Annotated in this window: 11 protein-coding genes; 6 read left to right on the top strand and 5 right to left on the bottom strand. The window is 69.7% G+C overall.

The genetic code is table 11. From position 1 onward, the window contains the following. Nucleotides 1–485, bottom strand: a 485-nt coding sequence (locus tag VGZ32_RS08870) for an Lrp/AsnC family transcriptional regulator (protein WP_326885402.1), incomplete at its 3' end; no start/stop codon positions are given. A 120-nt stretch (nt 486–605) separates the two neighbouring features. Between VGZ32_RS08870 and hppD the strand changes: the two genes are divergently transcribed. The 5 genes from hppD (at nt 606) to VGZ32_RS08845 (ending at nt 6,060) form a co-directional block, all read left to right on the top strand. Then, nucleotides 606–1,763 (top strand): 4-hydroxyphenylpyruvate dioxygenase, encoded by a 1,158-nt coding sequence (hppD, locus tag VGZ32_RS08865; RefSeq protein WP_326885401.1) that lies wholly within the window; start codon nt 606–608, stop codon nt 1,761–1,763. Nucleotides 1,764–1,785: 22 nt separating this feature from the next. Beyond that, nucleotides 1,786–2,985, top strand: a complete 1,200-nt coding sequence (locus VGZ32_RS08860; RefSeq protein WP_326885400.1) for a homogentisate 1,2-dioxygenase — start codon at nt 1,786–1,788, stop codon at nt 2,983–2,985. Further along, nucleotides 2,982–3,836: a hypothetical protein gene (locus VGZ32_RS08855; protein WP_326885399.1), complete on the top strand. Its 855-nt coding sequence runs from the start codon at nt 2,982–2,984 to the stop codon at nt 3,834–3,836. The genes VGZ32_RS08860 and VGZ32_RS08855 overlap by 4 nt, the downstream gene beginning before the upstream one ends. Before the next feature lie 213 nt (nt 3,837–4,049). Next, nucleotides 4,050–5,279 carry a fumarylacetoacetase gene (gene fahA / locus VGZ32_RS08850; protein ID WP_326885398.1) on the top strand — a complete coding sequence of 410 codons (1,230 nt, stop codon included), beginning with the start codon at nt 4,050–4,052 and terminating at the stop codon, nt 5,277–5,279. Nucleotides 5,280–5,352: 73 nt separating this feature from the next. After that, nucleotides 5,353–6,060 (top strand): RraA family protein, encoded by a 708-nt coding sequence (locus tag VGZ32_RS08845; protein ID WP_326885397.1) that lies wholly within the window; start codon nt 5,353–5,355, stop codon nt 6,058–6,060. A gap of 183 nt (nt 6,061–6,243) precedes the next feature. Here VGZ32_RS08845 and VGZ32_RS08840 read toward each other — a convergent pair whose 3' ends face one another. After that, the gene (locus VGZ32_RS08840; protein WP_414642517.1) at nt 6,244–7,071 is read right to left on the bottom strand and encodes an SAM-dependent methyltransferase; all 828 of its coding nucleotides are present in this window, start codon (nt 7,069–7,071) and stop codon (nt 6,244–6,246) included. Nucleotides 7,072–7,645: 574 nt separating this feature from the next. On the opposite strand from VGZ32_RS08840, the gene VGZ32_RS08835 reads away from it, so the two are divergent. Continuing rightward, on the top strand, nt 7,646–10,084 hold the full coding sequence (locus VGZ32_RS08835) for a discoidin domain-containing protein (RefSeq protein WP_326885395.1): 2,439 nt from the start codon (nt 7,646–7,648) through the stop codon (nt 10,082–10,084). Nucleotides 10,085–10,324: 240 nt separating this feature from the next. Here the strand turns inward: VGZ32_RS08835 and VGZ32_RS08830 are convergent, their stop codons facing one another. From VGZ32_RS08830 to VGZ32_RS08820, 3 genes are all read right to left on the bottom strand, one after another. After that, the gene (locus VGZ32_RS08830) at nt 10,325–11,956 is read right to left on the bottom strand and encodes a beta-N-acetylhexosaminidase (protein WP_326885394.1); all 1,632 of its coding nucleotides are present in this window, start codon (nt 11,954–11,956) and stop codon (nt 10,325–10,327) included. A gap of 438 nt (nt 11,957–12,394) precedes the next feature. Next, nucleotides 12,395–12,988: a class I SAM-dependent methyltransferase gene (locus VGZ32_RS08825; RefSeq protein WP_326885393.1), complete on the bottom strand. Its 594-nt coding sequence runs from the start codon at nt 12,986–12,988 to the stop codon at nt 12,395–12,397. Between the two features lie 55 nt (nt 12,989–13,043). Beyond that, nucleotides 13,044–13,258: metallopeptidase family protein (locus tag VGZ32_RS08820; RefSeq protein WP_326885392.1), on the bottom strand; the 215-nt coding region annotated here is incomplete at its 5' end.

Genomic DNA, 13,258 nt, shown 5'->3' with positions numbered 1-13,258 from the left:
CGTTCGCGCTGCTCGGAGTCCAGCAGCGGCAGGTAGCGCGGCGCGACGATCGGCGACAGGGCTATGACACTGGTGGACCGGGCCACGGCCGCTATCCGGTTGATCCGCAGCAGCGTCTCCTGAAGCCCTTCGTTGGAGGTCGCGGCCACCCGGCAGTGCACATCGCTCAGCCCGGTCGTGGCGTGCGCCTCCAGCACTTCGGGCAGCTTTTCGAGCTCCGCCGCGATCTCGTCCAGCCGTCCCTGCGCGATCTCCAGGCTGACGAAGGCGAGGACCGGGTACCCGGCGGCGGCGAGATCCACATCGGGTCCGTGCCCGCAGATGACCCCCTCGGCCTCGAGCCGTTGAATCCGCGCCTGGACCGTGGCCCGCGAGACCTTGGTGATGCGCGACAGCTCCAGGAATCCGGCCCGCGGGTTCTGCGCAAGGGCCCGGATCAGGAGCACGTCGAGGTGGTCGAGCCGCCTGCGTGGTTGTTGTTCCATCTGGAGCACTCCCCGAGCCACTGATCTATGCGGATTGTATAGTTAATCCGGTCGATCTTGTCAGAAGATTCAGCAGAGCGTGTACTGACCTCGATGTCCCCTCGGCATTGGAGGCTGGCGATGGCACCGACTTCCCTCACGACCGACGCGCTGATCGGCGCCGTGACACACGACGACGCGGCTGATCCGTTCCCCGTCATCGGTATGGACCACGTGCGGTTCTACGTCGGCAACGCCAAGCAGGCCGCGCACTATTACTCGACCGCGTTCGGGATGACCGCGGTGGCTTATCGCGGCCCGGAGACTGGCAGCCCGGAAGCCGCCGAGTACGTGCTGACCTCCGGCCGGGCCCGGTTCGTGCTCACCGGCGAGGTGCGCGCCGGTACCGCGGTCGGCGCGTCGGTCGCCCAGCACGGCGACGGCGTCGCGGACCTGGCGATCGAGGTGCCGGACGTGGACAAGGCGATCGAGTACGCGCGCGGACAGGGCGCGACTGTGCTGCGCGAGCCGGAGGACCTTCAGGACGAACACGGCACGGTGCGGGTCGCGGCGATCGCCACGTACGGCCAGACGCGGCACACCCTGGTGGACCGGTCCCACTACGACGGCCCGTTCCTGCCCGGCTTCGTCGCGATCGCGCCGGTCTTCCAGGCCAAGCCCGCGCACCACCCCAAGCGCTACTTCCAGGCCGTCGACCACTGCGTCGGCAACGTGGTGCACATGGACGAGTGGGTGACCTTCTACAACCAGGTCATGGGCTTCACCAACATGAAGGAGTTCATCGGCGACGACATCGCCACCGAGTACTCCGCGCTGATGTCGAAGGTGGTGGCCAGCGGCAACCACCGGGTCAAGTTCCCGATCAACGAGCCGGCCGCCGGGAAGAAGAAGTCCCAGATCGACGAGTACCTGGAGTTCTACGGCGGCCCCGGGGTGCAGCACCTTGCCTTGGCCACCGGCGACATCGTGGCCAGCGTGCAGGCGATGCGCGAGATGGGCGTCGAATTCCTCGAGACCCCCGACACCTACTACGACACGCTCGGCGAGTGGGCGGGCGAGACCCGGGTGCCGGTGGAGACGCTGCGCGAGCTGAAGATCCTGGCCGACCGGGACGAGGACGGCTACCTGCTGCAGATCTTCACCAAGCCGGTGCAGGACCGGCCGACGGTGTTCTTCGAGCTGATCGAACGGCATGGCTCGCTGGGCTTCGGGAAGGGCAACTTCAAGGCCTTGTTCGAGGCGATCGAGCGCGAGCAGGAGCGGCGCGGGAACCTCTAGGCCTGACAAGGAGGAGGGCACGATGGCGTACTACCGCTCGCTGGGCGCCGTACCGCCCAAGCGTCATACCCAGCACCGGCGCGCGGATGGCGGCCTGTACTACGAGGAGCTGATGGGCGAGGAGGGCTTCTCCTCGGACTCCTCGCTGCTCTACCACGAGTACATTCCCTCCGCGATCGTGGACGCGGCGCCGTGGGAGCTGCCCGACCAGAGCCTGACCGCCAACTATCCGCTCAAGCCGCGGCATCTGAAGCTGCACGGCCTGTTCGACGACAACGAGTGGAAGAACGTCGACGCGGTGACCGGGCGGCGGCTGGTGCTCGGCAACGGCGACGTGCGGATCTCGTACGCGGTCGCCGGAGAGGTCTCGCCGCTGTACCGCAACGCGATCGGCGACGAGTGCGTGTACGTTGAAGCCGGCTCAGGCGTGGTGGAGACCGTGTTCGGGGCGCTGCCGGTGCGCCAGGGCGACTACGTGATCCTCCCCCGCGCGACGACGCACCGCTGGATCCCGGAAGACGGCGCGCCGCTGCGGGTGTACGTGATCGAGGCCAACAGCCACATCACCCCGGCGCGGCGGTACCTGTCCAAGTACGGCCAACTCCTGGAGCACTCCCCCTACTGCGAGCGCGACCTGCACGGTCCGGTCGGGCCGATCGCTGCCGAGGGCGAGGATGTCGAGGTGCTGGTCAAACACCGCACGCCGCAAGGGATTCGGGGCACCCGCTACGTCTACCCGCAGCACCCCTTCGACGTGGTCGGCTGGGACGGGTGCCTGTATCCGTATACGTTCAACATCGCCGACTTCGAACCGATCACCGGCCGGGTGCACCAGCCGCCGCCCGCGCACCAGGTCTTCGAGGGCAACGGCTTTGTCATCTGCAACTTCGTGCCGCGCAAGGTGGACTACCACCCCTTGTCGATCCCGGTGCCGTACTACCACTCGAACGTCGACTCGGACGAGGTGATGTTCTACTGCGGCGGTAACTACGAGGCGCGCAAGGGCTCGGGGATCGGCCAGGGCTCGATCTCGCTGCACCCGGGCGGCCACGCGCACGGCCCGCAGCCGGGAGCGTACGAGCGCAGCATCGGGGTCGAGTTCTTCGACGAGCTGGCGGTGATGGTCGACACCTTCAAGCCGCTCGAGCTGGGCGAGGGCGGCACTGCCGGCGAGGACGGCGGCTACGCCTGGACCTGGTCCGGCCGGGGGCCGGCGACGTGATCCCGCCCTTATTCACAGGGCTCTGCGACGACGCGGCGCTGTTCCCGCCGGGCAACGCGTCCGCTGAGCAGGCCGTGCCCGCGCACCGGGAGCACCGCGGCGCCTGGTACCGCGACCTGGTCGGGCCGTTCCTCGCCGCGCCCGGACACCTTCCCGGCGTGCTCCGGGTGGCGCGCGAGGCCCAGGTGCTGGTCCCGCTCGTGCTCGTGGTGCCGGAGGGGCCGGAGACGCTCGCCGCGGCCGTCCGGGCGACCGAGGGCAAAGCAGGGATCGAACTTTTGGGCGTGGAGCTGGCCTGCGGCCCCGGTGGCTCGTCCGCCGAGGCCGCGAGCCGGGCGGTGGACGCGCTCAACCGGGAGTTGGTCGAGGGCGTGTGGGGCGCGATCGAGGTCCGGCGGGGCGAGGGCCTCGCGGAGGCGCTCGACGTGCTCGCCGCGACGACGTTCCGGGCGAAGTTCCGCACCGGCGGTACGGTCGCCGGCGCGTTCCCGGGTGAGGACGAACTGGCTGGGTTCATCGCCGATTGCGCGGCCCGCAAGGTGCCGTTCAAGTGCACGGCTGGGCTGCACGGCGCCACCCGTCACACCGACCCGGTCACCGGCTTCGAACACCACGGCTTTCTCAATATCCTGGTCGCGGCGCACGCGGCGGTCAGGGGAGCGAGCGCGGGTGAGATCGCGCAGGCGCTGCGCATCCGGTCGGGCGGCGAGCTGGCCGACACTCTGCGCGCGCTGACGCCGGACGACGTGGCGGACACCCGCCGCGCGTTCACGGCGTACGGAACATGCAGCATCGCCGAGCCGCTCGACGAACTGACCGTGCTCGGCCTCGTGACCCGTCCGCACGATTAGCCGTCGGCTACCGTCCACCAGGGGGTGTTTGGAAAGTATCGTCGGATAAGCCCGCGGCGTCTGACGCGTGCGATTCGCAAGGCGGCGGAGCTCCCTCATATCGGGAATACGTGGGTGCTTCGCCAACGCAGCGAGCGTACGTGGCAGGCGTCGCGGGCCCGGCGAGACTTTCCAAACACCCCCTAGCCGCCACAGCGACCATCCGGAGCCCGTGTGAGCGCCCAGACCTGGGTCGAGAACGTCACCGCCGACAGCGCGTTCGGCGTGCACAACCTGCCGTACGGCGTGTTCAGCGCCCCCGACCGGCCCGACGAGCGGCGGATCGGCGTCGCGATCGGCGAATACGTGCTCGATGTCGGTGCCGCCGCCCGAGCCGCGGGCGCGCCCTCCATGCTGCTCGACGCACGGTCACTCAACCCTCTGATGGCGAGGGGTCGCGCCGCGTGGTCGGCGACGCGCGCCGCCATCTCGTCGTGGCTCGTCGATCCCGCGCACCGGCCCGCCGTCGAACCGCACCTGACTCCGGTGTCCGAGGTGTCGCTTCACCTGCCGTTCGACCCGGCCGACTACGTCGACTTCTACTCCTCCGAGCACCACGCGAAGAATCTCGGCAGCATGTTCCGGCCTGATGCCGAAGCCCTGACCCCCAACTGGAAGCATCTGCCGATCGGCTATCACGGCAGGTCCGGTTCGCTCATCGTCTCCGGTACCGAGGTGGTCCGGCCCACCGGCCAGCGCAAGGCCCCGCACGACGCGGCGCCCACGTTCGGGCCCTGCCGGCGGCTCGACTTCGAGGCCGAGGTCGGCTTCGTCGTCGGCACGTCCTCGCGACTGGGCGAACCGGTCGCCCTCGCGGATTTCGCCGAGCACGTATTCGGGGTCTGTCTCGTCAACGACTGGTCCGCACGCGATATACAGGCGTGGGAATACGTGCCGCTCGGCCCGTTCCTGGGCAAGTCGTTCGCGACCTCTGTCTCCCCGTGGATCGTGCCGCTCGACGCGCTCGCGCACGCCCGGGTGCGGCCGCCGACCCGCGACGTCGAGCCGCTGCCTTACCTCGACGATCGTGACACCGAGCCGTGGGGCCTGGACCTCGCGCTCGAAGTCCAGGTCAACGGCCAGGTCATGTCACGTCCGCCGTTCGCGGGCATGTACTGGACGGCCGCGCAGCAGCTGGCCCACCTGACCTCGAACGGCGGGCGGCTGCGGACCGGCGACCTGTTCGCGTCCGGCACGGTGAGCGGGCCCGAGCGCGACACCGTCGGGTCGCTGATCGAGTACTCCTGGAACGGCGAGCAGCCGTTCAAGCTCGCGGACGGCGGCGAGCGCGCCTTCCTTGAGGACGGCGACGTGGTCACGATCGGCGCCACCGCTCCCGGCCCCGGCGGCGCCCGGGTCGGCTTCGGCGAGGTCAGCGGCCGCGTCGTGGCAGCGCGCACGTAGCGTCGGGGGGAACATGAGCACTTTTCGACGCTGACCGATCCCCGGGCACGGCTCGCGGTGAGACGATGCCGCCATGGATCACGAGGAGATTCAAAAGCGGTTCGCCACCCTCACCACCGCCCATGTGGCCGACGCGTGCATCCGCGCACAGGTGCCGGTTCGCAGCGCACCTGCCGCGATGACCGCCGTCGCGCCCGGGGGCCGCGTCGCGGGGCGGGTGGCTCCGGCCCGGCACGTCGGGAGCGTCGACATCTTCCTGGAGGCGTTCGAGAACGCGGCTGCGGGCGACGTCCTGGTCGTCGACAACGGCGGACGGCTCGACGAGGCCTGCGTCGGGGACCTCGTCGTACTCGAGGCCCTGGCAGCTGGACTCGGCGGCGTCGTGATCTGGGGACTGCACCGGGACACAGCCGACATCCGGGCGATCGGGCTGCCGGTCTTCAGCATCGGTGCCACGCCGACCGGTCCGCTGCGTCTTGACGACCGGGCCGAATACGCGCTGGAGCGCGCCGACGTCGGGCTATGGCAGGTGGGCCGCGAGGACGTGGTCTTCGGGGACGACGACGGCGTGCTCTTCGTGCCCGGCTCGCGTCTCGGGGAGCTGTTTGCCCTCGCCGAGAAGATCCGGGACACCGAGCGCCGGCAGGCCGACCGGATCCGCTCGGGCTTCTCGCTGCGCAGCCAGATCGGCTTCGCCGACTACCTGGCCGCGCGCGTGCAGAACCCTCATCTGACGTTCCGGGATCACCTGCGCGCCGTCGGCGGCGCGATCGAGGAGTGACCGGCGGGAACCCGCTCGTCTGCTGCCCTTGCTATCGCGGGTCGGCCTGGCGGGTCTCGCCGGTCTCCATGAACGTCTTGAGGTCGGAAAGCATGCGCGGCCAGCCTTGGCCGATCATGGTGACCGGGGTGCCGCCCAGCTCGAAGCCGCAGGTTCGAGCGCCCTGTCAGACCCGAGCGCGCCTCAGTCGTGGCGGCCGACGGCGGCCAGCAGGCTGTAGCGCGTGACGTCGCCGTCCAGGGGATCGGGCAGGTCGGCGTCACAGGGGTCCGGCCGCCAGCGGATCGCGTCTACCAGGCCCGGCGGCAGCAGTTCGTAGCCCGGCATGAGCGCCAGGACCTCGGCCCGGCTGCGGAAGACACCCGGCTGGGTGGTGCGGGTGTATACGCCCTCGACCTTGCCCACCGCCTCGGGCTGGTAGTCGTTCGTCCCGTGGCTGATCGCCAGATACGACCCCGGCGCGGTCGCGTCCCGGTAGGCGGCCACGATCGCCGCGGGATCGTCCTCGTCCGGGATGAACGGCAGCACGGAGACGATCAGGACCGCGACCGGGCGGCTGAAGTCGAGCCACCCGGACCGCGCCGCCTCGCCGACGATCGCCTCGGGATCGCGCAGATCGGCGTGCAGGACGTGGACGTGCGCACGCTCGCCGAGCAGGGCGGTGGCGTGCGCGGCGGCAACCGGGTCGGAGTCCACGTAGACCACGTGCGCGCCGGGGTCGATCCTCTGCGCGAGCTCGTGGACGTTGCCGACCGTCGGTATCCCGGAGCCCAGGTCGAGGAACTGCCTGACGCCAAGGTCGCACAGCGTCGCGACGGCGCGGCGCAGGAAGGCGCGGTTCGCGCGGACGACGTGCGGGGCGTCCGGGAAGACCTTGCGGGCCTGCTCGGCGAGTTCCCGGTCGGCGGCGAAGTTGTGCGATCCCCCGAGGAAGTAGTCGTACATGCGAGCGACCGAGGGCCGCTCGATGTCGATCTCCTCCGGGGCCCACAGGGGCCGGTTCCGCACCATGACCTCCAGGGCGTTCGGTCGGGTAGGACTCGCGCAACGCGATCATATGACCGCCCACGTGGCGCGGGCATGCCCGGACATGCAACGCGGACACGCCCGGACAATGCCGCGAGCCGCGGCGGCGTTGCCTAACCGGTCACCTGACCGGCCGCGTGACCTTGCGTCCGGCCGCACCGCACCACCGCTCGCCGCCGCACCCCACACCCGGCCACTCTCCCGCCCCGCCGCACTCCCGCCATACCGCACCGCCGCCGCGTGACTTCGCATCCGGCCGCACCGCCCGCCGGAACGCCGCGCGCCCGCACCCAACCACACCCACACCACCGCCGGACTTATCGCCGCGCCGATATGTAACCCCCACAAATCGCCGCGTCACGACTCGCTCGCGAGCGATCTGGCGCCGGAACGCTTGACAGGTCTGTAACCGAGCCGTACACATTCACGTGGATTGGAGAGCGCTCTCCCATCGCCCCAACGGCAGCGTGGCCGCGTACGGGTCGCGTTGTCGCATCGCCGTGTCACGCGCCCGTTCAGGGACCGAGACCAGCGCGCCGCGCGCTGAAGGGAGAGCAACATGTTCGTCACACCGCAGACCGGCCGAGCATCCGGCCGCCGGGCGGGACCGCCGCGGCGGCGCTCGGCGCTGACGGCGTTCGCGCTGCTGGCCGGGAGCCTGGCCGGCGCGGCGACCGCGACGCTGGCCGCGGCCCCCGCGGCGCAGGCCGACACCGTGCCGCCGGCGCCCGCGGGCTGGACGACGGTGTTCGGGGACAACTTCGCCGGGCCGGCCGGGTCCGCACCCTCGTCGAACAACTGGTTCTACGACCTCGGCACCGGCTTCGGCACCGGCGAGAAGGAGCAGATGACCAGCTCCACCGCCAACTCCTACCTCGACGGCAACGGTCACCTCGTCCTCAAGGCGATCAACAACGGCGGCACGTGGACCTCCGCCCGGCTCGAGAGCACCCGCGACGACTTCCAGGCCCCGGCCGGCGGCGAGCTGGAGATGAGCGCGTCGATCGAGCAGCCCAACCCGGGGGCCAACGGCCTGGGCTACTGGCCGGCGTTCTGGGCGCTGGGCTCGCCGATGCGGGCCGGCGGCGGCTGGCCGCAGTCCGGCGAGATCGACATGATGGAGGACGTCAACGGCCTGAATGAGGCCTCGCAGACCCTCCACGACTCGGCCAACAGCCCCGGCCACGGCCTGATCGCCTGCCCCAACACCGCTTCGAGTTGCGAGACCGGCTACCACACCTACTCGGTGATCGTCGACCGGACCAACACCAGCGCCGAGCAGATGCTGTTCCAGATGGACGGGGTCACCGAGAGCACCATCACCGAGGCCTCAGTCGGCACCGCCGCCTGGCAGGCCGCGATCGACCACGGGTTCTTCATCCTCTGGGACCTGGCCATGGGCGGCAACTACCCCGACGGCGTCTCCGGCCAGACCACCCCGACGGCCGCCACCGCCTCCGGCGCGTTCATGAGCGCGGCGTGGGTCGCCGTGTACGAGAAGGGCGGCAACTCCACGCCGACCGCCACGGCGACGGCGACCGGCCAGGTCACCGGCGCGGGCGGCAACTGCCTGACCAACCAGAACTCGCTGAACACCGAGGGCAACCCGATCTTCCTGAGCGGTTGCAACGGCAGCACGGGCCAGACGTGGTCGCCCTACAGCGACAACACCGTGCGTGTGCAGGGCGGCTGCCTGGACGTGGTCGCGGCCGGGACGACCAGCGGCACCAACGTCGACTGGTATCCCTGCAACGGCACCAACGCGCAGGGCTGGAGCCACCAGTCCAACGGTGAACTGCTCAATCCGAACTCCAACCTGTGCCTGACCGATCCCGGCGGCAACACCGGGACGCGGCTGGACATCGAGACCTGCACCGGTTCCGCACAGCAGATCTGGAACCTCCCCAGCGGCGGCGGCACGAACACGGTGACGGTCACCAACCCGGGCAACCAGACCTCGACCGTGGGCACCGCGGCCAGCGTTCAGATTCAGGCATCTGACTCGGCGTCCGGCCAGACGCTCAGCTACAGCGCGACCGGTCTACCGGCCGGCCTGTCGATCAACTCCTCGACCGGCCTTATCTCCGGCACGCCGTCGGCGGCAGGTACGTCGAACGTCAGCGTGACCGCGACGGACGGCACCGGGGCTTCCGGCTCGACTTCGTTCACCTGGACGGTCAACTCGACCGGCGGCACGTGCAACACGAGCACGAACCTGGCGCTCAACCAGCCCGCGACGGCCTCGTCGACCGAGAACGCCGGCACCCCGGCCTCCGCGGCGGTCGACGGCAGCCTGACGACCCGTTGGTCGACCCAGTTCAGCGACCCGCAGTGGCTCCAGGTCGACCTCGGCTCGGTGCAGAACATCTGCCAGGTCGTCATCCACTGGGAGACCGCGTCGGGCAAGGCCTACCAGATCCAGACCTCGAACGACGCGACCAACTGGACCACGATCTACTCCACCACCACCGGCCCGGGCGGGACCGAGACGCTGAACGTCTCAGGGTCCGGACGCTACATCCGCATGTACGGCACCCAGCGCAACACCCAGTGGGGCTACTCCATCTGGGAATTCCAGGTCTACGGCACGGGCAGCGGCACCAGTTGCGGCACGACGAACCTTGCGCTGAACCAGCCCGCGACCGCGTCGTCCATGGAAAACGCGTCCTTCCCGGCCGCCAACGCCGTGGACGGCAACACCGGCACCCGCTGGTCCAGCCAGTTCAGCGACCCGCAATGGCTGCAGGTGGACCTCGGCGCCACGCACTCCGTCTGCAAGGTCACGCTGGACTGGGAGACCGCGTACGCCACGGCGTTCCAGATTCAGACCTCGAATGACGCCGCGAACTGGACGTCGATCTACTCCACCACCACCGGCACCGGCGGCACTCAGACGCTCAGTGTCTCCGGATCAGGCCGCTACATCCGCATGTACGGCACCACCCGAGCCACCCAATGGGGTTACTCCCTCTGGGAATTCGAAGTCTTCGGCAGCTGACGCTCCCTGAGGCACAGGCCACCTGAAGGAACCGGGGGCCGCGGATCTCATCCGCGGCCCCCGCACTATGCAGGTTCCTCGAGCGCTCCCCCCTGCACGCGGCGCTTCGCCACTTACGGTGGATTCGCCGTCCCACGCGCGGCACTCCGCCGCGTACGCGGGGCTGGAGCTCATCGGGCCGTCACCGACGTCTCTGCTCCGCCCCATCAGTCGGGAGAGCGCTCTCCCGCTTTCCTTCGCTCATGACCCGCTCGGCCAGGAGATCTGTGTCGAGTGGTAGTAGTTGACGCCCATGATCTTCCAGCGCGGCCCCTGCGCGCCGAGCCGCTGATCGAACGCGGCCACGCTGTGGGTGCTCCACGGGGACCAGCCGAGTTCGGCGATCGCAGGCAGGCGCGGGAAGGCCATGTAATCGATGTCCGCCGAGGTGACGATCGTCTCGGTCCACAGCGGGGCTTCGACGCCGGCCACCGACGATTCCCCGACGCCGCTGAGATATGCGCCCGGGTTCCAGCCATAGGCCTTGTTGACGTCGGTGTAGCCGGCCCAGTTCTGGCCGAGGACCGTCTTCTTGTTGTACTTCATGTCGAGGTAGGCGTGGTTCGCCGGGGACATGATGACCTTTGTGCCGTTGGCCGCGGCCGCCGCCACGCTGCTGTTGCTGGTCGTGGTGTCCCAGAACTCGATCACCGTCGACGGGAGCAGCGTCGTCGTAGCGATGTTGTGCCAGCCGACGACCGTCTTGCCGTGCGAGGCCACGATGTTCTGCACCTTGCCGATGAACGTCGCGTAGTCGGACGCGGAAGTCGAACTCGCTTCATCGCCGCCGATGTGGATGTACCGACCCGGGGTGATCGCTGCGAGCTCGCCGATCACCTGGTCGAGGAAGGTGTAGGTCACGTCCAGCGGGACGCACAGGGAGCTGAATCCCACGTTGGTCCCCGTGTAGAGCGGCGGCGCGACGCCGTTGCAGTTCAGCTCCGCGTACGAGGCCAGCGCGGCGTTCGTGTGCCCCGGCGAGTCGATCTCGGGGACGACGGTGATGTAGCGCGACTGGGCATACGCCACGATCGCCGAGTAGTCAGCCTGGGTGTAGTAGCCGCCCGGGCCGCCGCCGACCTCCGTGCTTCCGCCGTAGGTCGCCAGGTTCGGCCAGCTGTTGACGGCGATCCGCCAGCCCTGGTCGTCCGACAGGTGCAGGTGGAGATAGTCGATCTTGTAGAGCGCGATCTCGTCGATGTACCGCTCGACCTGCGCGACGGTGAAGAAGTGGCGGGCCACGTCGAGCATCGCGCCACGGTGCTCGAAGCGCGGGTAGTCGACGATCGTCCCGCCCGGAGCGGTCCACGGCCCCGGACGCACGGTCGGGCTCATGATCGAGGGCGGCAGGAGCTGGAGCAGCGTCTCCACGCCGTGGAAGAGCCCGGCCGGCTGCTGGGCCTGGACCAGCACCCCGCCCGCCGTCGTCGTGAGCTGATATCCCTCCGCGCCGACCACGGCGGGCGCGCCGGAGAGCCGCAGCGCGATGGTGCCCGAGCCGCCCGAACCGGTGGACTCCGGGATCGCGAAGCCCGTCGAGGCGCGCAGGATTCCGGCGAGGTAGTCGCCGATTCCGGTCACGTCGGTGGTGATGGTGGCCGAGGGGGCGAGCTGGAAGGTGCTGCCGCTAGAGGTCTCGCTCACCGGAGCGGGCACGACGTTGTTCTGGAACCCGGTGCTCCGGAATGCGGTCGCGGGCGCAGCGGCCGTGGAGGCGGAGGCAGTGGCGGTGCCGGTGGTGGCGGCCGCGGCGATGCTCAGCGCGGCGGCGAGGAAGAGGGCCAGCCGTGAGCGGGCCGGCCTGCGGACAGGGTTCGGTGGGTATCCGTTCATACTTCAGCGGCTCCTGCGCGGGAGTGGTGGGCCGCGTGCACAAGGGGCCGTCCGACGCGGTGCGGCGCTTCGGACGGCCCACGCAGCACGACCCGGGAATGGCGGTTTGGCGGGTCGTACGACGCTCTACGTTTAGTTAGTTAACTTTCCTATCCCGTGGACAAGGTAGCGCGACCCCCAGACGCCGTCAACGGCTAATGTCGAGAAAGCACCGATTCGCACAGGGAATGGCCTGCTGACTTACGGTGTGGAGCAGTCCGGTGGGGACCATCCCGGAGGGCATCTCGCCGAAGGCGTGTGATGAGGTTGGCCGCGCGGGCTTCTTGCTGTCGCGTGTTGTCGAGCGGTCCGCCCGGGACCGTCGTCCGGAGGCGTGACGACGGACGCGCGCGGGGAAAGCGGGCGGCGCGAGCAGCCAGCCGCACTCAGAGGTAGCGATCAGCCGTGGCGCACCGCGACGACCAGCGTGTCGACCGCCGGACGCTCGGCGCCGTCGACGTGGCGCAGCACCCGCTCCGCGCGCTCGATGTGCAGGGGCGCGGCGGCCTCGGCGACCGCGTCGGGCGTGTAGAGGATCGCAGGGTCTTGCGGTCCTCCGGTGCCTTCGGTCAGGTTCGTCACGTCGTGCCCGACCACAAGCAGCGTTCCGCTCTCCGCGAGGGCATCGCGCGCCTTGCCCAGAACTCGGCGAAGGTCGTCAGGAGGCAGGTGGAGGTAGGCGATCAGCGCGGCGTCGTACGCACCGCGCTCTGGTTCATAGTCGAGCAGGTCGGCCGCGACCCACGTGACATCCAGACCGCGCGACTCCGCGACAGCCCGGCCCTTGGCCACCGCGACCGACGAGAAGTCGACGGCGGTTGCCCGCCAGCCCTTCTCGGCCAGCCACAGCGCGTTGCGCCCCTCGCCGCATGCGAGGTCCAGCGCGCGTCCCGGCGGCATATCCGCCAGCACCTGCGCGACAAACTGGTTCGGCGTCGTGCTCCAGACCCACTCCGCCTGCCGGTATCGCTCGTCCCACGCGGTCCGATCCACCACGCCATTATCCCAGCGCGGCTTGTTCCCGCGGGCGCGGGGCTTGCTCCCGCCGTCAATAGCCGAGCTCGTGCAACCGTGCGTCGTCGATGCCGAAGTGGTGCCCGACCTCGTGGACGACGGTCTTGATCACCTCGGCGACCACCTCCTCGCGCGTGCGGCTGATGCGCAGGATCGGCAGCCGGAAGATCGTGATGCGGTCCGGCTGCACTCCGGCGTACCACTGGCCGCGCTCGGTCAGGGGAATGCCCTCGTAGAGGCCGAGCAGGA

Source organism: Actinocrinis sp. (assembly GCF_035938995.1).
In the GTDB taxonomy this organism is placed as follows: domain Bacteria; phylum Actinomycetota; class Actinomycetes; order Streptomycetales; family Catenulisporaceae; genus DASZGI01.
Note: the sequence above shows the minus strand (reverse complement) of the source record. Positions and strands in the feature narration are given on the sequence as shown.

Bases quoted from the DNA above. Each gene is read 5' to 3' on its own strand.
- hppD (WP_326885401.1), top strand. From the start codon at position 606: ATGGCACCGACTTCCCTCACGACCGACGCGCTGATCGGCGCCGTGACA.
- VGZ32_RS08860 (WP_326885400.1), top strand. From the start codon at position 1,786: ATGGCGTACTACCGCTCGCTGGGCGCCGTACCGCCCAAGCGTCATACC.
- VGZ32_RS08845 (WP_326885397.1), top strand. From the start codon at position 5,353: ATGGATCACGAGGAGATTCAAAAGCGGTTCGCCACCCTCACCACCGCC.
- VGZ32_RS08840 (WP_414642517.1), bottom strand. From the start codon at position 7,071: ATGGTGCGGAACCGGCCCCTGTGGGCCCCGGAGGAGATCGACATCGAG.
- VGZ32_RS08835 (WP_326885395.1), top strand. From the start codon at position 7,646: ATGTTCGTCACACCGCAGACCGGCCGAGCATCCGGCCGCCGGGCGGGA.
- VGZ32_RS08830 (WP_326885394.1), bottom strand. From the start codon at position 11,956: ATGAACGGATACCCACCGAACCCTGTCCGCAGGCCGGCCCGCTCACGG.